Genomic DNA, 20,463 nt, shown 5'->3' on the forward strand with positions numbered 1-20,463 from the left:
TATGGTACAAATAAGCAGTAATTTTCTGTTCGCCGCGTTTATCTTATATTTAATTGCAACTTTATTTTTTGGAGGAGCAATTAAAGAAAAAGGTCATAAGTGGGCAAATATAGGTATAACTATAGCAATTTTAGGATTTATTGCGCAAATAGTATATTTTGTTACAAGATGGATTGCATCAGGACATGCACCAGTTAGTAACTTTTTTGAATTTGGTACATTTTTCGGCATGATGCTTGTGGGAGCTTTTATCATTATGTACTTTGTATACCGTGTAAGTATTATTGGTTTATTTGCTTTACCGGTAGCTCTTTTATTAATTGCTTATGCAAGTATGTTCCCGAGAGAAATTTCACCGCTTATCCCATCTTTAAAGAGTAATTGGCTACATATTCATGTAACGACAGCGGCAGCGGGACAAGCAATATTAGCAATTAGTTTTATTACAGGCGTAATGTATTTACTGAAAAATGTAGATCAATCAACAAGAAGTAAGCGTACATTTTGGTTAGAGACGGTGGTTTTCACACTTGTTTGTACAGTTGGATTTATTGGAGTAACAACTGTCTTTTCTAGTTTGAAATACGAATCGAAGTTTCAATGGATTGATAAAAATGAACAACAAGTTGAGATGAAGTATAATCTCCCTGCTTTAGTTGGACCGCATGAAGGGAAGTTAATGACAGAAAATAAATTAGAACCGGCGGTTGAAGTCCCAGCGATTGTAAATGCAAAAAAATTAAATACTGTTATTTGGTCAGTGTTAGTCGGAACACTACTTTATATTGTATTAAGACTTATTTTACGTAAGCGAGTGTCAGCGGCACTTCAGCCGTTAGTAAAGAATACGAATAGTGATTTATTAGATGAAATAGGATATCGTTCTATTGCGATAGGATTCCCAGTGTTTACATTAGGAGCGTTAATCTTTGCTATGATCTGGGCCCAAATTGCTTGGACGCGCTTTTGGGGCTGGGATCCAAAAGAAGTTTGGGCGCTTATTACTTGGCTCTTTTATGCTGCGGTATTACATTTACGCTTATCTAAAGGATGGCATGGAGAAAAATCCGCCTGGCTTGCAGTAATTGGTTTTGCAATCATTATGTTTAACTTTATTGTAGTAAACTTAATTATCGCGGGTTTACATTCATATGCATAGAGAAATAAAATAGGAGAGTGTATGTCACTTTCCTATTTTATTTTTGTCAAATTTTCTTCTTTTTTTAGAAAAACATGACAAAGTAGCGGTTGATTCTGTAAAATGATGTCGAGGACCAAATATACTGTTCAAAAAAAATACATAGTTTTGGAAAAAAAATGAACAAACTTTATTATTCTTGTGAAGCATAATATGGGAAGTGGAACGTTAAAAAATGCTTAATTAAACGAGGATAGGTGCAACATTATATTGTAGAAGGGTAGGTGTAAACCGTTGTGGTAAAAGTACGCAGCGGGTAGAAATGGAAAATGAATCAAGAATTTTAATTGTAGACGATGAGGATCGTATTCGTCGTTTATTAAAGATGTATTTAGAAAGAGAGCAATACACAATTGAAGAAGCGGATAATGGTGATACAGCTTTAGAAATGGCGTTACAAAATGATTATGATTTAATCCTATTGGATATTATGATGCCTGGTAAAGATGGTATCGAAGTGTGTAAAGGGATTCGTGAGAAGAAAGCGACGCCAATTATTATGCTGACAGCAAAAGGTGAGGAAGTAAATAGGGTACAAGGGTTTGAAGTTGGAACTGATGATTATATCGTAAAGCCGTTTAGCCCGCGTGAAGTAGTACTTCGTGTGAAAGCGGTATTACGCCGCGCTGTACCAACGACATTCTTTACACAAGATACAACGACGAAAGATGTTACTGTGTTCCCTCATTTAACAATTGATAATGATGCGCACCGTGTTACAGCGGATGGCAATGAAGTAAACTTAACACCGAAAGAATATGAATTACTATTATTCTTAGCGAAAGCTCCGGATAAAGTTTTTGACCGTGAGCAATTGTTAAAAGAAGTATGGCAATATGAGTTCTTCGGAGATTTACGTACAGTTGATACGCATGTAAAGCGTTTACGTGAAAAGTTAAGTAAACAATCACCAGATGCAGCGAAGATGATTGTTACCGTTTGGGGCGTTGGTTACAAGTTTGAGGTTGTGAACGACTGATGCTTTGGAGAAGTGTAGTAGGGAAGTTATGGATGACCATATTACTTCTCGTTTCGTTTGTTCTTGGATTTGTTGCAATTTTACTTTCGCAGTTTTTTAGAACGTATTATGTTGATATGAGTCAAGCTAGGCTTCAGAAAGTTGCAACAAGTGTCACGGAATTAATTGAAGAAGGTGCCGATGTAAAAACGATTGAGGATATTGCTTACAAATTTTCCGATCCACTTTCAAGGATTATCATTGTAGAAGATGGTAAGGAAATTTCTTCTTCGCCGAAACAAGAAGGATTAGTTACGCTTACAATGGATGATCTGAAAAATGATAAAGAATTAGCAGCTGTTTTTACAGATAAAAAGGAAATTAAGAATAATATTAGAAAAGCCTCTAATAGTAGAAAAAATAAAAACACTGAAAATGATATTATGATCGTCGGGAAACCAGTGCAGTCAAAAAATCAAAGTGCTGTGTTTGTATATGAATCTTTACAAGTTCCGATACAAGGTATGGAGAGAACGACTGATTTTATTTTCTTATCAGCCGGGATTGCGATTATTTTAACAACGTTCTTTGCATTTTTCTTATCTACTCGAATTACGGCACCACTTCGTAAAATGCGCGAGGTTGCATTTGAGGTGGCACGCGGGAAATTTGATACGAAAGCCCCTATGGTGTCGCAAGACGAAATTGGTGAGCTTGCAACTGCTTTAAATCAAATGGGGAAACAGTTGAAGTTTAATATGAATGCCCTGCAGCAAGAAAAAGAGCAGTTAGCTAGCATTTTGAGTAGTATGGCAGATGGTGTTATTACGTTAAATCAAGAAGGTGAAGTTGTTGTTATCAACCCACCGGCAGAACACTTCTTACAAGTTTGGCAAGAAGAAAAAGAAGTAGAGTTAAGTAAAAAATTGCCTTCTGAACTTGTTGAACTATTCCATCTCGTTGTAGAAAGTGAGCAACAACAAGTTGTTGAAATTAATTTGCAAAAAGGTAACTACGTAGTTCTTATGACACCGCTTTACAATCAAACAAAAATTCGCGGAGCTGTAGCAGTATTGAGAGATATGACGGAGGAGCGTCGTCTTGAGAAAATGCGTCAAGACTTTATTGCGAATGTATCACATGAACTTCGTACACCGATGGTAATGCTTCAAGGATATAGTGAAGCAATTTTAGATGATATTGTGCAAACGAAAGAAGAAATTAATGAGTTTGTTCAAATTATTTATGATGAATCTGTTCGTTTAGGTAAACTTGTAAATGAGCTATTAGATTTAGCTCGTATGGAAAGTGGGCATGTAGAGTTACATATAGGTGAAGTAGATATTCATCCATTTGTCGAAAAAATTGGCCGTAAATTCCAGGGGATTGCAAAGGATAAAGAAGTCCAATTAACAGTGGATTTCCAAAGTCCAATTGAACGATATCCGTTTGATGCAGACCGTATGGAACAGGTATTGACGAATTTAATTGATAATGCAATCCGCCATACAAATGCAGGTGGCCATGTTACACTTGTAATTAATACGAAAAATAGTGGCCTTACTTTCGAAGTGCAAGATTCAGGTGCTGGTATTCCAGAAGAAGATATTCCGTTCTTGTTCGATCGATTCTATAAAGCTGATAAAGCGAGAACGCGCGGGAAAAAAGTTGGTACAGGACTTGGGCTTGCGATTGCTAAAAATATTGTTCAAGGTCATGACGGGAAGATTTCTGTATCAAGTGTCGTTGGAGAAGGAACTATATTCTCTGTATATTTACCAAATCGTATAATTTAGATATATATGTTTTTTTAGGTAATCATGAATAAAAGCTCTACTGTTTTTTATTTTTTTGTAAGTGCAATTAAATAAAGAATGGTAGAGTTTTTTTCTTTAATAATCAGAATGAAAATAAAAAGAGAGGTGCCATAATGAAATGAAACTTTATACAAAAACAGGTGATAAAGGGGAAACGAGTGTCATAGGTGGCCGAGTGGATAAAGATCATATACGTGTAGAAGCTTATGGCACAATTGATGAGGCGAATTCTCATATTGGATATGCCATGTCTAAATTGCAAGAGGAATGTTTTCGTAACATTTATAACGAACTTGAAAATATTCAACATGAACTATTTGATTGTGGAGGGGATTTAGCAATAGTAGAGAAGAAAATCCCTTATAAAGTAACGATAGAGATGGTCGAGTATTTAGAGAGACGAATTGATTCGTATACAGAAGAAGCGCCGCCGTTAGAGCGTTTTATTTTACCAGGCGGTAGCGAGGTATCGGCTGCACTACACATTGCACGTACAGTTATAAGAAGAGCAGAACGTTGTATAGTGTCCTTGCAAAAAGAAGGAGAAACCAATGAAATTGTTCTAAAGTATGTAAATAGGTTATCTGATTATTTATTTGCGCTTGCTAGAGTAATAAATGCACGTTTACAAGTGAAAGATGTGGAATATAACCGCAGTGCACTTGTTTTTCGTAATAAAGAAGAGAAGGAAGTGGAGTAATTCACTTTCTTTTTTTGTATACTTTTTTCTGTAATATCCCACAATAGAGAAGGTATGACGGTTATTAGAAAACGGAGGATGTATATGAAAGCGTTAAAATGTGGCGTGGTGATATTGAGTATATTATTTTTATCTCAATTACATGTTTACGCGGAAGAGAATCAGTGGATATGGCCTGTTGATGGGCAGCTAAGTGATTATTTTGGGACAAGACATGGGAAACACTATGGTATTGATATAGCTGCGCCTATTGGAACGCCTGTTGCAGCTATTCAAAATGGTAAGGTGACAAAGTCTTATTTTTCAAGTAGTTATGGAAATGTTGTGTTTATTAAACATGGAGAATATGAGGCTGTTTATGCGCATTTAAATAAGAGATATGTAGTTCAAGGGGATAACATTTCAAAAGGAGAGCTAATTGGAGAGGTAGGGAATACAGGAGAATCGCGAGGAGCGCATTTACATTTAGAAGTGCATCAAGGGAGATGGACGATGGAGAAAAGGAATGCGATGAATCCGTTGCTTGTTTTAAATGAACAAAAAAATCAAGTCGTGTCATCATCACTATATGTTGTACAAAAAGGTGATACTTTAGTTGGCATTGCTCGGAAATTTAGTATGACAGTTGAAGAAATTAAAGTGAGGAATGGATTGCGACAAGAGCAAATCTATCCGAATCAACAACTATACGTTAAGTAAAGGAAACGTCCCAAAAGCATAACTTTTGAATAGCTTTATTTTCTTCTTTGTTAAGATTGCGATAGTAAATGAAATTATATCAACTTAATAACAAAATGCGGCAATAAGAGCAACCTATTCCTAACGAAAAACCGTCCCAAAAGATCTTTTGGGACGGCTTCTTTTACCAAAAAATAAAGACACATATAAATCCAGAAATAGCTAAGTAGCTATATAAGTAAAAGACTTTTGTTCTTGTTTTTTCTTTTGTCCGAAATAGTACGATAGTTGGTTCGATTAGACCAATTGTAAGACAAAGTAAACCAAGAAGCATAAAGCCAATTGAAAGAGAATACAGGGCGATTTGTGGTGCTTGAAATGGAATCATCCATTTTAATAAAAATGCAATAAGTGCAGTGTAACAAATGCTACCGATGTATTTATTCAATGGTGTATCAGAACGGAAACCAGGAAGTTTCTTGGAAAAAGGACGGGAAACAACTTCCGTTTGTAAAGATGTATGTTCTTCAATTATTTTTTGAGCTTCTTTTCCTTTTTGGAAAAGGGATAAAATCCAGTTTCGCTCACCTTGGAAAATAAATTGAGAAGTTGTTAAATAGTGATCAACTTTTACCTTATGCCAACTCTTCCATGGATGACGCTCACACAATTTTAATTTACTTTCTGTTTTTTTATCATACTGATAAATACTTATGCCATCTTGGTCAAAAGTAGCGTAGTATGTCTCTCTTGAGAATGTGCCTAGATCAATTGGACAGTAGAAAAGTAATTCTTTTTTCAAATAAAAGTATTCTTTTCTTAAGTTCTTTTTCATTGCTTCTCGAATAGAGTGTCTTTTATCTTTCTTCATGACATTTCCTCCATAACTCAGAAAATGTTCTTATCTTAACAATTCAACATCTTATCACTTTTAACGATATATGACTAGGGGATTCATAAGAGAAATACCGAATTATAAAAAATATGGGTTGTATTGTAAAATATAGTGATTGCTTCTTTAATAATATAAAATAAATAACTTATTTTTAATAAGTTACACTTTTTTTGTTCACAATACGATCATGTTGTTGTATAATGAAGTGGAAAATAGAATATCGGTCTATCTTCGGGGCAGGGTGAAAATCCCGACCGGCGGTGATGAACAGTTAATAATTTCGTTCTAAGCCCGCGAGCCGTTAAGGCAGGATTTGGTGTGATTCCAAAGCCGACAGTACAGTCTGGATGGGAGAAGATGGAGGTTCAAGCGTTCAAAAAAGATAAGTATTTGAACGTCTGTTTGATGTGCCTTAAAATTCTCCCTTTGTGTAAATCACAAAGGGTTTTTTCGTTCTATGAAAAAATAGGCATAGCAGAACCTTTCCACTTTCCATGAGAAGATCGATGGAAAAGGAGAGAGAAAGATGAAACAAAAAAACAGTGTAGTGCAGATGGTGAGTGTAGCGATGCTAAGTAGTATTGCGTATTTACTAATGATGTTGGATTTTCCATTCCCAGGGCTTCCGCCATTTTTAAAAATTGATTTTAGTGATGTGCCAGCTTTAATTGCGGCGATAATTTTTAGTCCAATTGCAGGTGTAATTGTAGAAGCGATAAAAAATATTTTGCATTACGGGATTCAAGGAAGTTTAACGGGAGTACCAGTAGGAGAAGTAGCAAACTTTATAGCGGGATGTTTATTTATTGGTCCAGCAGCATTCTTATTCCGAAAGTATCGCACAGTAAAAAGTTTAACGACAGGATTAATGCTAGGTACAATTACTATGACAGTTATTATGAGTGTGTTAAACTACTTTATTATTTTACCAGCGTACACTTGGTTTTTAAATTCACCAGCTATGTCTAGTGATATTATGCGACAAACTATTGTAACGGCGATATTACCGTTTAATGTAATTAAAGGAATTGTTGTAACAATTGTATTTGTAGCACTATTTTCACGCTTGAAAGTATGGGTATTTGCAAAAATGAAAAATGCTTAAAAATATTAAACCATTGGCAGCGTAACTGCTAATGGTTTTTTTGTTAGTGAGAATGAAAAAGAGTGCAAAAAATCCCCCTCATAAGTATGAGGGGGATTTTTTGAAGTTAATAAAAGACTATTCGAATTTTAAAGAGTCGCCATCAAATGATTCGTCAGCAACTTTAATTGAGTCAGTTGGACAACCTTCGAATGCATCCATCATATCTTCAATTAATACATCTGGAATTTCAACGATACCTTGGTTATCGTCTAATGTTACAAATGCAATGCCTTCATCATCATAGTCATAAATGTCTGGTGCAGCAGCACCACAAGCACCGCATGCAATACAAGTATCTTTGTCAACGATTGTATATTTTGCCATATTTTTTCCCTCCTGATAATATGTATGTGAAAAGTTCGCCAAAAAATTATAATCTTATTGTAAAACGGTTTTAAAAACTTTTCAACATAAAATTATAATGATAATGCTTATCAATTAGAGTGTCAACTTATTTTTGAATTATTTCATAAGATTTTCAAAATACTTAAATGTTATTTCGTTTGATACAATAGAATATATACAAGCATGTAGTGTGAATATGATAAGTTAAATGAATAGCAGTTAATGTGCAATTGTATTGAAAAAGGAATGAAGTTAGACAGAGAGGTGGAAGCGGTAATGCAGCTACAATATACTTTATTGTATTGTTTAAAACAATTGAATGGTGAAAGAACCGTTTCTTCGATTTATTATTTATTAAAAGGAAAGAGATCGTCGCAAACATTACAAGATGGGAATATGTTTCAAATTTCTTTTTTGTTTGGGATTTATAAGTCATTAAATAGAGCTGATTATGATCAAGAAGTTGCACGGTTGTTACGAACGGATTTAGTTCAAGGTATACATGATAATACATATGTGTTAACGACTGCTGGTAACATGCAATTAAACAAATGGGAAGGTGACTTTGCCTTTCCGACGTATTTAAATGGTTTACACTATGGTGAAATAGGTGAAACGTTTTGGAGGAGATTATCATTGATCGTTCAAACCATTTCGAATTTACAACAGGCGAATACGAAATTTATTCCAATTCAACAGGATACAGAAATAATGATGTGGGTGAAACGCTTCCTCACTGGAATACCATATATGAGAAGTGAATTGGCTAAAAGATTATGGAAGGAAATGCATACTCTTTTACAAAAAAATAATCCAGTAGAGGCGACAATCGTAACATATCGGTTAACTGGGTATGAACGTATTGGGTGTACTTTACAACAATTAGCGGAAATTACGAAACAAGATATATTTCGAGTTTATTTTTTATTTTGGGGTACAATTCATTTCCTTATTCAAGAAGTTCGCAATAAAGAAAATGAGTTTCCATTATTAGCTGAAATTATATCTTATCCAAATGAGAAAGCTGATTTATTTAGCTTATCAACGAAAAAAACATATAATCTTTGGAAACAAGGACGCTCTTTAGAAGAAATAGCAACAATTCGGAATTTGAAGGTTGCCACGATAGAAGACCATTTTGTAGAAATTGCTTTACGAGAAAAAGAATTTTCTATTGAGATGTTTATGGAAAAAGAAAAAATAGAAAAAGTAACAAAAGTAATTGAAGTATTACAAACACGTAAATTGCGTGTGTTGAAGCAAGCGGTTGGAGAGGAAATCTCTTATTTTGAAGTCCGTCTTGTATTGGCGCGGATGGAGGGTATAAATGAAGCTTGAGGAATATTTATATAAGTGGTTTGGATATTCTGAATTTCGTCCGGGGCAAAAAGGAGTTATTACGGATTTATTGGAAGGGAAAGATGTTGTAGCAATGCTTCCGACTGGAAGGGGAAAGTCAATGTGTTATCAACTTCCGGGGCTTCTGCAAGAGGGTACGGTGCTTGTTGTATCACCATTATTATCTTTAATGGAAGACCAAGTTACGCAATTAAAGTATGTCGTGAAAAATCGAGTTATTGCATTGAATAGTTTCCGGACGCTAAGTGAAAAAAGAGAAGCAATGAAAAAGCTATCTTTTTATAAATTTGTTTTCGTATCACCAGAGATGTTACAGTCGGAACTTCTAATAAGAGAATTGAAAAAAATTCATATTTCATTATTTGTCGTAGATGAAGCGCATTGTATTTCACAATGGGGCTATGATTTTCGGCCAGATTATAAAAAATTAGATAAAGTAATTGAGAGTATCGGATCTCCGAAAGTACTAGCATTAACAGCAACTGCGACAAAGGATGTACTGCGAGATATAGCGGAAAGTTTAAATCTGAAAAATATCGCTGAGCATGTGTACTCAATTGATCGTCCAAATATTGCGATGGAAGTGCAATTTGTGGAAACAATAGAAGAAAAAAAAGAGGCGCTTTTTGAGCATGTAATGTATTTGCAAGGGCCTGGTATTGTTTATTGTTCAAGTAGGGCCTGGACAGAGCGTTTAACCGAGTATTTAAGAGGAAAAGGAATTACAGGTGTAGCTTTTTATCATGGTGGTATGGAACATGAAGAGCGTATGTTAATTCAACAACAGTTTATGAATGACCAGTTGCAAATTGTAATATGTACAAGTGCTTTTGGGATGGGGGTAAATAAGGCGAATACAAGATATATTATTCATTTTCAATATCCGACAAATGTAGCTTCCTATTTACAAGAAATTGGAAGAGGGGGAAGAGATGGAGAATTGAGTATAGCCATTTTATTATGTAGTCCATTGGATCACGATTTGCCAATTTCAATCATTGAAGATGAATTACCAAGTAAATCGCAAATACAATTTTTATTTTCGTTACTACAAGAAAGAATGTTTCAAACGAAAGTATTACCATTAGAAGATGTAGAAGAAATTTGTTATAATGCAGCAAGATTTAATGAACAGTATTGGCGTTTTACACGTTATCATCTCGAACATCTTGGAATCATACAACAGCGAAATCTCATGCTAGAGAGCTTGTCAGATGAAATAATGCACAGATTAATAGCGGAAGTGGAAGTGAGACTGCGTAATAAATATAGTGAGCTAGAAAATATGAAGTCATGGATACAAGTTCAAGGATGTAGACGTGAATATTTATTACAACAATTCGGTTATAGAAAAGAAAAAGAGATAGAAAACTGTTGTGATTACTGTGGTATTACAAAAGCGGATTATAAAAAAAGACGAGCGCAACAGTTAGTTTTCGACTATAATTGGGAAACAGAGTTACAAAAGCTTTTCGGCCTAGGGAAGATGGAGGAATGATGAACATTCAAAGGCATAATGTTGAAGATATGAGTCCGAGAGAAATAAGACTGAATCTCTACATAACACAACTAATCATTCTTGGTATCGGTTGTTTACTAGCATATATATTATTTCAAGATAAAAGAGAAGTTTATAGTTTGTGGAAATGGGAACCGGTTTCTATACTTGTAATAGGTAGCTTGTTAGCGATCTGTATTGTGTTATTAGATTATGTTGCAATGCGAGTGTTTCCAGAATCTTGGTTTGATGATGGTGGCATTAACGATAGAATGTTTCAAGGAATTTCTGTCATGCATTTACTCTTTATCACGTTTATTATTGGCTTTGCGGAAGAGTTTTTATTTAGAGGTGTAGTGCAGACTCATTTCGGAATTGTAATAGCGAGTTTAATTTTTGCTGTGTTACATATTCGGTATATAACGAAGCCTTTTTTGTTTTGTTTCGTCTGCTTTATTAGTTTTGTTTTTGGTTATGTATTCGAGTGGACAGGAAATTTGTTTATAACAATCTTTGCACACTTTCTTGTTGATTTTATAATGGGGCTCCAATTAAGAAAATAAATGGAAGGTGGTGGTGAACAACATGAGAAAACGAATTCCTGATTTTGAAGAGGAGTTAGAAGTTGAGCAAGTGGAAGAAGATGAAGGTTTACCGCCGCGTAGTGAAATTCATAGAAATAAAGAGAAAAAACCAAAGTTTAAAATGAACCACATTTTCGTCCGAGTGTTAACATTTTTGTTCATATTGTTACCTATTAGTATCTTATGGTATACGGATAAGTATATACAGGTGAAAAGTGATAGTAATAATGCTGAGAAAAGTGCGTTTGAAGTGATTTTCTTTGATTCAGCTCAGACTGAATCAAAGAAGCAGTCTGAGAAAGTAGCAACTCATGTTGTGAAAGATGGAGAAACTTTAGAAAGTATAGCGAAGCAATATTTCTCAGATGAAAATGGGATAGAGATAATAAAAAAGTATAATGATTTACAAGAAGATGAAGTGAAAGTAGGACAAGAATTGAAAATTCCTATAAAAGATAAGTCCACGAAGTATGAGAGCTAGCTAAATGAGTGATATAGCTTCACATAAAATTAAGGACTATACTTTACGAGGAGGGAGAGTAAAAAATATATGTCATGGATTATATTATTATGTACTCTCATATGCATTGGTTTTGTATGTCTTCTTGGAATGTATAAAGAAGCGATGCGTAATACAGTGTTGGAACATACTTTAGTATTCGAAGAATTTCCGGAAAGTTTTCAAAAAGTTAAAGTTTTTTTTATTTCGGATATTCATAGAAGGATCGTTTCTAGCTCGCTAATTGAACGAGTGAAAGGAAAAGTAGATATCGTAATTATTGGCGGCGATTTAGCTGAAAAAGGAGTACCGTTATCGCAAATCTCTTTAAATATTCAAAAGTTAAGAGAAATAGCCCCTGTATATTTTGTATGGGGAAATAATGATTATGAAATTGAATATCACGAATTAGATGCTTTATTAATAGAAAATAATGTGAAGGTATTAGATAATACAAGAGTGGTATTTGAGTCTGAATTAGGAGAGAAAATTTGCTTACTCGGTATCGATGATGTTGGATTAGAACGAGATCGTTTAGATTTAGCGTTGTCTGATTGTAAAGAAGAAGGTTTTCGCATTTTAATTAGTCACAACCCCGATATAATAAAGAAAATGTCTGGTAAAGAACAAATTTCGCTCGTATTAAGTGGACATACACATGGAGGTCAGATTCGGTTGTTTCCATCTGAAAAGCATTTAAAGGGTGGTGTATATAAGCATTCTAATACGACTCTCTTTATTAGTAATGGGTATGGAACAACATTACTCCCTCTTCGTTTTCGGGCACCTTCCCAAACACATATCATTACGTTATGCGGAGGGAAATAATGCCGACTTTAAATGGGACATATAATATAAAAGCTGTTTCGAATATACTCGGAATTCAACCGAGTACACTTCGCGCATGGGAAAGACGCTATCATATTATTGCCCCAAAGAGAAATCGTGCGGGGCATCGTTTATATACAGAAGAGCATATTCATATTTTGAAATGGTTAATGAATAAAGTTTCTGAGGGGATGATGATTGGACAAGCAGTTCAGTTATTAGAAGGGAATCGGTTGCAGAACAACATTCAAAAAGAAAAAATTACAGATACAGAAGTTGTTTTAGTGGACGATATACTACAAGCTTTGTTAAAATTTGATGAAATTACAACTTCTGCATTATTAAACGAGGTTTTTAGTATATATTCAACAGAAAAGGTTGTTACAAGCATCATCCTTCAAGTGGCAAACAAGTTGTTATCTTTAAAAAATAATAATGAGATTACAATGTCACAATTCAAATATGTTGTATCATTCTTACAAACACGTCTAGGAATGATATATCATAATGCGTCAGTGTATTCTTCCGTTAACAAAGTTTTCGTTTTAGAAAATAATATATTAAAAGGATTTATTTTCGCGACGTATTTACGACTAAAAGGATATCAAGCAATGTATATGGGGACAAGTTTAGATGAAGAAGGTATTTTACTAGCTATTGAACAATTACAACCTAAATATTTGTTTATATCTTTTGATGATGAACGAGAACTTGAAGAGGCAGTAGAATTTATTGACTTATTGCAAGAAAAAAATGAAAACCTCTCGGGTGGTTTTATAGGAAGAAAAGGCACTGGAGATCAATTAAATCTTCAAAATATCCTAATTGGTAACACGAAAGAAGAATGGGATGGATGGTTAAAAATGTCAGAATAGTCGTTCGAAAAGAACCATCTATTTTCTATTTCATATAATAAAAATTAGATGCAATGGTTACGTAGGGAGGGTATGAGATGAGACTGGAACGTTTAAATTATAATAAGATTAAAATTTTCCTAACATTTGATGATTTATCTGAACGAGGATTAACGAAAGAAGATTTGTGGAGAAATGCACCGAAAGTACAGCAACTATTCCGTGATATGATGCAAGAAGCGAATAAAGAATTAGGGTTTGAAGCGGATGGACCGATTGCTGTTGAAGTATTTTCTCTACAAGCTCAAGGTATGGTTGTAATTGTAACAAAAGAAAATCACGAAGTAGATACAGAAGATGAGTTCCGTGACGAGTTTATTGAAATGCAAGTGACTCTTGATGAAAGTGAACATATACTTTACGAGTTTGCTACATTAGATGATGTAATCAATTTGTCAAATCGCTTATATAACCTTGGTGTAACTGATGGGAAGTTGTATACGTGGGATGATCGTTTCTATCTTTGGATAGAAGAAGAAGATCAATTTCAATTATTGAAGGCGGATTTTATAGCTATTTTAGCGGAATACGGTAATCCGTCAACAGCAACAATTTACCGCATAATGGAATATGGTAAAGAATTAATGGATTCTCAAGCAATTGAACAAATATACAATTACTTTGTAAAAAAACAAAACCTCAGCTAATGTAACGTAGCTTGAGGTTTTATTTTTATTCAGCTGAAGATTGGAAAATCTAAAATCTATAAAGTGAAGTGTAGGAAACAAGACTAGCCGATCTATATTTAAAAATATAACCAGTATTTTTTGATGAAATAATTGTTTTATCGAACGTATTTTGATGGAAATAAAAAATATTTAAATATTTAAGTATTTTACTTTTCTAAAAGCAATAAAAGGACTATAATAATAGTGAAAACGCTTGCAATGCAAAATAGTTTGTATATATTTGTTAGCGTTTTCTATTGCATTCCAAATTTAACGGTGTATACTAGGCAATGAAGGTTTACTAAACAAGTGAAATTACAGGGGGTTTACTTACTATGGTAGCCGAAAAGGGAACTCAAACGAAAACACAACAACAAGGGGAACAACATTTTGAATTGTTAAATTCAACACAAATTGTAATTAATGAAGCATTAGAAAAATTGGGTTATCCAAACGAAGTATATGAATTATTGAAAGAACCAATTCGTATGATGACAGTGAAAATTCCAGTTCGTATGGATGACGGGACTGTTAAAATATTTACAGGATATCGTGCGCAACATAATGATGCTGTTGGTCCAACGAAAGGTGGAATTCGCTTCCATCCAAACGTAACAGAAAATGAAGTGAAAGCACTTTCTATTTGGATGAGTTTAAAATGTGGTATTGTTGATTTACCATATGGTGGAGGTAAAGGTGGAATCATTTGTGACCCACGTGAGATGTCTTTCCGTGAATTAGAAAGATTAAGCCGCGGTTATGTACGAGCAATTAGCCAAATTGTTGGTCCGACAAAAGATATTCCAGCTCCAGATGTATTTACAAACTCACAAATTATGGCATGGATGATGGATGAGTATAGCCGTATCGATGAATATAATTCACCAGGATTTATTACAGGTAAACCACTTGTATTAGGTGGATCACACGGACGTGAAACAGCGACTGCAAAAGGTGTAACAATTTGTATTCGTGAAGCTGCGAAAAAACGTGACATTGATATTAAAGGTGCACGCGTTGTTGTTCAAGGATTTGGGAATGCGGGTAGCTTCTTAGCTAAATTTATGCATGATGCAGGCGCGAAAGTAATTGCAATTTCGGATGCGTACGGTGCACTACATGATCCGAATGGATTAGATATTGACTACTTACTAGATCGTCGCGATAGCTTCGGTACTGTAACAAAACTATTTAATAATACAATTTCAAACACAGAATTGTTAGAACTTGATTGCGATATTTTAGTTCCAGCTGCAATTGAGAACCAAATTACAGAAGAAAATGCTGATAAGATTAAAGCGAAAATTGTAGTTGAAGCTGCAAATGGTCCAACTACATTAGAAGCAACAAAAATCTTAACAGATCGTGGTATCTTACTTGTTCCAGACGTATTAGCAAGTGCTGGTGGCGTTACGGTATCTTACTTTGAGTGGGTACAAAATAACCAAGGTTACTACTGGACTGAGGAAGAAGTAGAACAACGTTTAGAAAAAGTAATGGTAAAATCATTCGATTCAATCTATGAAACATCACAAGTTCGTAAAGTAAACATGCGCTTAGCTGCATACATGATTGGTGTTCGTAAAATGGCTGAGGCTAGTCGCTTCAGAGGTTGGGTATAATATATAATGTTTTGAGAAAACGTGATTTCCTTTTGAGGGAATCGCGTTTTTTGTTGAAGTTACTAGTTAGAGGTGTTGGATATGAATAATGAAATGATGAATCGAGTAGATTGATTAGAAGAAAGGGTAAACCAACTAGAAAGTAAAATAGCAAGGATTAAAAATACTCAGAAAACAAGTATTTTTAGAATGTTTGGAGAGGGTTTATTGCATCTGGTTGTTGGGGGCTGATTATCGCAGTAGTAATTGGAATTATTACGTAGCTTGGTGAAAAATAAAATAAAAACAAAAAGAACGCTTGTTCTACACGAACAAACGTGCTATACTTTCCTTAGATAAGCAAAACGGAAACGATTTTAAGGAGAGATAAATGATGAAAATGACAGTAGACCAAAGATTTATGATGCCAGCAGATGTTGTGGAACGAGTGGAAGTTTTACGAAATAATCATAGTAAGCGTGGATCATTATTACAATCAGTAAATAAGTTTTTCGGTTTAGATACGAAAGAAGATTGTGTTTGGTTTTACGGTTTTTACGGAGTGGCTGTAAGTATTGTATTATTTATGGTATTCACATCAAATATTTTCGATTTTCTCTTCGCATAAGAAATAATGCCATAAGGACATTGCCACCGAATACATATATAAGGAAGTAAGGTAATTTTTTAGAGCGGGAGTTGGTAGTAATGGCGATGTTCCCTATTGAGCGTAATTATATTGGGCATGGAAATTCACGACCAGGAATTCCTCTTTCAAAAGTAAGATTTATTGTAAGTCATGACACGGGGAACCCTGGTAGCAATGCGATAGGAAATCGGGATTACTTTAATGAAATACAACCGAAAGCTTCAGCGCATACATTTATTGATGATAAAACAATATTAGAAATTGTCCCTATAAATGAAGTTGCGTACCATGTTCGATACAATGTGCCAACGGATAATGATTTATTCGGTTATGATGCGAATAAGGCTGCAATTGGGGTTGAACTTTGCTATGGTGGCGACGTAAACTTTTGGGAGGCGTATACTCGTTTTACGTGGTATCACGCTTATTTATGTCAAAATTTCGGTTTAAATCCTAAAAAGGCTATTGTGTCACACAAAACGTTGGATCCTACTCGGAAAATCGATCCTGAAAATGTATTAGGGCAACAAGGAATTAAATTTCAGCAGTTTTTAGCAGATGTCTATCGGATGTATGTTTCGTTTAGATGACAAATATATGAAAAATGAATACAATAAAGATAGGTGCCTACTGCTGTAAGTAGGTTTTTTCTTGTTTATATAAATAAAGCAGAGGTAGAAGACTAGGAGTGAACCGAGTATGCAAAAAGAAACAGTTATTATTATCGGAGGCGGTCCATGCGGATTAGCAGCGGGGATTTCGTTGCAAAAAGTGGGGTTAAATCCGTTAGTGATCGAAAAAGGGAATATTGTAAATGCGATTTATAATTATCCAACTCATCAAACATTTTTCTCCTCTAGTGAAAAATTAGAAATTGGTGAAGTTGCTTTTATTACAGAAAATCGTAAGCCATTTCGTAATCAAGCGCTCGCGTATTATCGTGAAGTAGTAAAGCGTAAATCTATACGTGTAAACGCATTTGAACGAGTAGAACAAGTTCAAAAAGATGGTGATGTTTTTAAAGTTGAAACGACGAAGCGTGACGGAAACAAAGAAATATATGTGGCGAAATACATTGTTGTTGCAACTGGATATTATGATAATCCGAATTATATGAATGTACCTGGTGAGAAACTTGAGAAAGTAGCTCATTATTTCAAAGAAGGACATCCTTATTTTGATCGAGATGTCGTTGTAATAGGTGGTAAAAATTCAAGTATAGATGCGGCGTTAGAGCTTGTTAAATCGGGTGCACGTGTAACAGTTCTATACCGTGGTGGGGAATACTCGCCAAGTATTAAGCCGTGGATTTTGCCGGAATTTGAGGCGTTAGTACGAAATGGGACAGTTCAAATGCATTTCGGGGCTCATGTGAAAGAAATTACTGAACATACATTAACATATACGGTTGATGGTGAATCATTTACAATCAAAAATGATTTTGTATTTGCGATGACTGGTTACCATCCTGATCATAGCTTCTTAACGAAGATGGGTGTTCGGATTGATGAAGAAACAGGGCGTCCGATTTATACAGAGGATAGAATGGAAACAAACGCTGAAAATATTTTCATTGCAGGTGTAATTGCTGCTGGGAATAACGCAAATGAAATATTTATCGAGAACGGTAGATTCCATGGAGATGCGATTGCGCAAACCATTGCATCAAGAGAAGAATAAAAAGAAGCTGTCGAAATTCGACAGCTTCTTTTTTAATCGTGCATATACATATTTTGGATTGCTTCATGAGAATTTGTATTCTCTAATGCGACTAATAATTTAATACGCGCCTTTTGAGCATTTAAACCGTATGTGAATATAACGCCCATATCTTTTAATTGCTTGCCGCCACCTTCATACGAATATACATCTTGAACGATACCGTTGAAACAGCGAGACACTAATACGACAGGAATTCCTTTGCCTATTAATCGTTCTAGACTTGGAAGTGTTCTTGGAGGTAGATTACCTTGTCCAAGTGCTTCGATAACAATTCCGTCTACTGGTAGTGTTTCGATTGCTGATAATAATGTATCATCCATACCTGCGTATGCTTTTAGAACGACAACGTTTTTAGAAATCTGTCGTACTGTGCATGTTTCGTGATGCACTAAAGCATGATGGAAAACAACACCACGTTTTGTTACCATGCCAATTGGTCCGTACTGTGGACTTTGGAATGTCGCGACATTACTTGTGTGCGTTTTTGTTACATTTGTAGCACAATGTATTTCGTCGTTTAATACGACTAGGACGCCTTTTTCAGCAGCTTCATTACTACTAGCAACTTTTACAGCTGATAAGAAATTATATAGACCATCAGCACCTAATTCATTACTAGAACGCATTGCTCCTGTCACAACGATTGGGATCGTTGCTTGAACTGTTAAATCAAGAAAATAAGCTGTCTCTTCTAATGTATCGGTACCATGCGTAATGACTACGCCGTGAATATCGTCTTGTTTTACTCTTTCGTCAATGATGACTTGTAATTGTAGCATTTCGCTAGGAGTCATGTGAGGAGATGGAAGATGGAACACATCTTCGACAATTAAATCAACATCGCCTTCTAAATCAGGAATAAATTTTAAAAGAGGATTCTTTTCACCTGGTTGTACGACCCCAGTTTCTTTATCTTCCTCCATTGCAATTGTTCCACCTGTGTGTAAAACTAGGATTCTTTTCAATGCTTATACCCCTTTCAAGTTGAAAAATACATTTAGAACATAACATGTTTTGAGTAAATTCGACAATGAAAATGTATAAAAGTATGGTTAGAAAATGACAATAAAATAAATTACTTTAAGTGTGCTTCGGTAAGTGGTTATTAGGTTAGGTTTTGTTTATGGAAATTTATGAGAGGAGATGTGTAAGTGTAGAGAGGGAAGGAGTGAGTTTTTTGAAAAAAGTGGAGAAAATTATAATTCGTATATTACTGATTCAATTTATTTGTCTTTCTTTCGTCCAACTGCTTTTTATACATAAATCTTCAGTGAAATATTTATCGAAAATTGTTTATTACGAAGGTGTCGTCACGCAAAATAAGGCGGAAATCTTACAGGTGAATAAGTAGTTTTCATTTTCTTCTATGATGGATTATGCTACAATAATTGAGGATTTAATGACGTGAGGCAAATGAGAAGAAGCAGGGGGAGAATACCTGCTTTTCGTTTTGTTTTTATAAGTGAAAAATGAGGTGTTACAATGGATAAACGAATTTCGATTGCTATAGATGGTCCAGCGGCTGCTGGGAAAAGTACAGTTGCAAAAGTTGTTGCGAAAAAACTTTCATATGTTTACATTGATACAGGCGCAATGTACCGTGCTATTACATATGCAGCCCTTGAACAAAAAGTGGATATTGAAAATGAAGAAAAGTTAATGGAAGTTGTAAAAAATGTAAATATTGAATTTCAGCAAGGGGAAAATACACAACTTGTATTTTTAAATGGACAAGATGTTTCCGAAGTGATTCGTACGCCAGATGTGACGAATCGCGTATCTATTGTAGCAAAGCATCGCCTTGTTCGTGAAGAAATGGTACGTCGTCAACAAGAATTAGCTGAAAAAGGCGGCGTAGTAATGGATGGCCGTGATATTGGTACACATGTACTACCAGATGCTGAAGTGAAAATCTTTATGCTTGCTTCTGTAGAAGAAAGAGCAGAAAGAAGATATTTAGAAAATATGAATAAAGGTTTCGATTCTAATTTAGAGCAGTTAAAAGAAGACATTGCTAGGCGTGATAAATTAGATTCAGAGCGCGAAGTTTCTCCTTTGAAAAAAGCTGATGATGCATTGGAATTAGATACAACTTCTTTATCAATTGAAGAAGTTGTCCAAAAAATTATGGGTATTGTTTCAGGAGTATTTGCGAAATAAAGAAAGAGGACTATCCTCTTTCTTTTTTTTTTTTTTTTTTTGAAATGTAAAGGATAAGTGAATTATAAGTCTCTTTTCTTGACAAATGGGCTAATTTGTAAGAAGTTAGTTACAGAGGGGAAAAACTGTCAGAATATATTCGCTATTATATTTCAAATCATACTTTCTTCAAGATGATTTTGCTGTATACTATTTATATAGGTTTAATATAGTTTCTTGTGAACTGTATTGAACCAGAATATG

At 34.7% G+C, this 20,463-nt stretch carries 22 protein-coding genes and 1 riboswitch; of the genes, 19 read left to right on the plus strand and 3 right to left on the minus strand.

The features are described from left to right. Position 1 precedes the first annotated feature (1 nt). From resC to EXW56_RS07450, 5 genes are all read left to right on the plus strand, one after another. On the plus strand, positions 2–1,159 hold the full coding sequence (resC, locus tag EXW56_RS07430; RefSeq protein WP_002201158.1) for a cytochrome c biogenesis protein ResC: 1,158 nt from the start codon (positions 2–4) through the stop codon (positions 1,157–1,159). Positions 1,160–1,460: 301 nt separating this feature from the next. Beyond that, complete coding sequence (gene resD, locus EXW56_RS07435) at positions 1,461–2,177, plus strand: DNA-binding response regulator ResD (RefSeq protein WP_002158614.1); 717 nt, start codon at positions 1,461–1,463, stop codon at positions 2,175–2,177. Then, complete coding sequence (gene resE / locus EXW56_RS07440; protein ID WP_215558219.1) at positions 2,177–3,952, plus strand: ATP-binding protein; 1,776 nt, start codon at positions 2,177–2,179, stop codon at positions 3,950–3,952. Before resD ends, resE begins: the two co-directional genes overlap by 1 nt. 139 nt (positions 3,953–4,091) lie before the next feature. Beyond that, the gene (locus EXW56_RS07445) at positions 4,092–4,673 is read left to right on the plus strand and encodes a cob(I)yrinic acid a,c-diamide adenosyltransferase (protein WP_002149412.1); all 582 of its coding nucleotides are present in this window, start codon (positions 4,092–4,094) and stop codon (positions 4,671–4,673) included. An 84-nt stretch (positions 4,674–4,757) separates the two neighbouring features. After that, positions 4,758–5,372 carry a peptidoglycan DD-metalloendopeptidase family protein gene (locus EXW56_RS07450; protein WP_002202624.1) on the plus strand — a complete coding sequence of 205 codons (615 nt, stop codon included), beginning with the start codon at positions 4,758–4,760 and terminating at the stop codon, positions 5,370–5,372. Positions 5,373–5,535: 163 nt separating this feature from the next. Here the strand turns inward: EXW56_RS07450 and EXW56_RS07455 are convergent, their stop codons facing one another. Beyond that, complete coding sequence (locus EXW56_RS07455) at positions 5,536–6,222, minus strand: hypothetical protein (RefSeq protein WP_002202623.1); 687 nt, start codon at positions 6,220–6,222, stop codon at positions 5,536–5,538. A gap of 247 nt (positions 6,223–6,469) precedes the next feature. Next, positions 6,470–6,609, plus strand: a riboswitch (FMN riboswitch). Positions 6,610–6,772: 163 nt separating this feature from the next. Here EXW56_RS07455 and EXW56_RS07460 point away from each other — a divergent pair. Further along, positions 6,773–7,351, plus strand: coding sequence for an ECF transporter S component (locus EXW56_RS07460; protein WP_002011769.1), 579 nt, complete (start codon positions 6,773–6,775; stop codon positions 7,349–7,351). Between the two features lie 117 nt (positions 7,352–7,468). Here the strand turns inward: EXW56_RS07460 and EXW56_RS07465 are convergent, their stop codons facing one another. Then, positions 7,469–7,717 carry a ferredoxin gene (locus EXW56_RS07465; RefSeq protein ID WP_001151994.1) on the minus strand — a complete coding sequence of 83 codons (249 nt, stop codon included), beginning with the start codon at positions 7,715–7,717 and terminating at the stop codon, positions 7,469–7,471. 297 nt (positions 7,718–8,014) lie between these two features. On the opposite strand from EXW56_RS07465, the gene EXW56_RS07470 reads away from it, so the two are divergent. The 11 genes from EXW56_RS07470 (at position 8,015) to EXW56_RS07520 (ending at position 18,018) form a co-directional block, all read left to right on the plus strand. Beyond that, positions 8,015–9,076: a YpbB family protein gene (locus EXW56_RS07470; protein WP_002201155.1), complete on the plus strand. Its 1,062-nt coding sequence runs from the start codon at positions 8,015–8,017 to the stop codon at positions 9,074–9,076. Next, on the plus strand, positions 9,066–10,595 hold the full coding sequence (locus EXW56_RS07475) for a RecQ family ATP-dependent DNA helicase (protein ID WP_002201154.1): 1,530 nt from the start codon (positions 9,066–9,068) through the stop codon (positions 10,593–10,595). Before EXW56_RS07470 ends, EXW56_RS07475 begins: the two co-directional genes overlap by 11 nt. Then, a complete protein-coding gene (locus EXW56_RS07480) occupies positions 10,595–11,158 on the plus strand; it encodes a CPBP family intramembrane glutamic endopeptidase (RefSeq protein ID WP_002201153.1) in 564 nt (187 codons plus the stop codon). Before EXW56_RS07475 ends, EXW56_RS07480 begins: the two co-directional genes overlap by 1 nt. A 22-nt stretch (positions 11,159–11,180) precedes the next feature. Beyond that, a complete protein-coding gene (locus tag EXW56_RS07485) occupies positions 11,181–11,660 on the plus strand; it encodes a LysM peptidoglycan-binding domain-containing protein (RefSeq protein ID WP_002201152.1) in 480 nt (159 codons plus the stop codon). A gap of 69 nt (positions 11,661–11,729) precedes the next feature. Further along, complete coding sequence (locus EXW56_RS07490; protein WP_002201151.1) at positions 11,730–12,506, plus strand: metallophosphoesterase; 777 nt, start codon at positions 11,730–11,732, stop codon at positions 12,504–12,506. Next, a complete protein-coding gene (locus EXW56_RS07495; RefSeq protein WP_002201150.1) occupies positions 12,506–13,381 on the plus strand; it encodes a MerR family transcriptional regulator in 876 nt (291 codons plus the stop codon). Before EXW56_RS07490 ends, EXW56_RS07495 begins: the two co-directional genes overlap by 1 nt. A gap of 77 nt (positions 13,382–13,458) precedes the next feature. Then, the gene (locus tag EXW56_RS07500) at positions 13,459–14,067 is read left to right on the plus strand and encodes a genetic competence negative regulator (RefSeq protein ID WP_002201149.1); all 609 of its coding nucleotides are present in this window, start codon (positions 13,459–13,461) and stop codon (positions 14,065–14,067) included. 356 nt (positions 14,068–14,423) lie between these two features. After that, positions 14,424–15,710, plus strand: a complete 1,287-nt coding sequence (gene gudB / locus EXW56_RS07505; protein ID WP_002201148.1) for an NAD-specific glutamate dehydrogenase — start codon at positions 14,424–14,426, stop codon at positions 15,708–15,710. 370 nt (positions 15,711–16,080) lie between these two features. Beyond that, entirely contained in the window at positions 16,081–16,317 is a 237-nt protein-coding gene (locus EXW56_RS07510; protein WP_002149379.1) for a DUF3961 domain-containing protein, read from the plus strand. Between the two features lie 80 nt (positions 16,318–16,397). Next, positions 16,398–16,928 (plus strand): peptidoglycan recognition protein family protein, encoded by a 531-nt coding sequence (locus EXW56_RS07515; protein WP_002201147.1) that lies wholly within the window; start codon positions 16,398–16,400, stop codon positions 16,926–16,928. Positions 16,929–17,037: 109 nt separating this feature from the next. Then, positions 17,038–18,018 (plus strand): YpdA family putative bacillithiol disulfide reductase, encoded by a 981-nt coding sequence (locus EXW56_RS07520; protein WP_002201146.1) that lies wholly within the window; start codon positions 17,038–17,040, stop codon positions 18,016–18,018. 32 nt (positions 18,019–18,050) lie between these two features. Here the strand turns inward: EXW56_RS07520 and ansA are convergent, their stop codons facing one another. Further along, the gene (gene ansA / locus EXW56_RS07525) at positions 18,051–19,025 is read right to left on the minus strand and encodes an asparaginase (RefSeq protein ID WP_078182170.1); all 975 of its coding nucleotides are present in this window, start codon (positions 19,023–19,025) and stop codon (positions 18,051–18,053) included. A 212-nt stretch (positions 19,026–19,237) separates the two neighbouring features. Here ansA and EXW56_RS07530 point away from each other — a divergent pair, with 212 nt between their 5' ends. Beyond that, on the plus strand, positions 19,238–19,411 hold the full coding sequence (locus tag EXW56_RS07530) for a DUF5359 family protein (protein WP_171902551.1): 174 nt from the start codon (positions 19,238–19,240) through the stop codon (positions 19,409–19,411). 131 nt (positions 19,412–19,542) lie between these two features. Then, on the plus strand, positions 19,543–20,220 hold the full coding sequence (gene cmk, locus EXW56_RS07535; RefSeq protein ID WP_002158601.1) for a (d)CMP kinase: 678 nt from the start codon (positions 19,543–19,545) through the stop codon (positions 20,218–20,220). Positions 20,221–20,463: the final 243 nt, after the last annotated feature.

Origin of the sequence: Bacillus mycoides (assembly GCF_018742245.1) — a bacterium.
GTDB lineage: Bacteria > Bacillota > Bacilli > Bacillales > Bacillaceae_G > Bacillus_A > Bacillus_A cereus_U.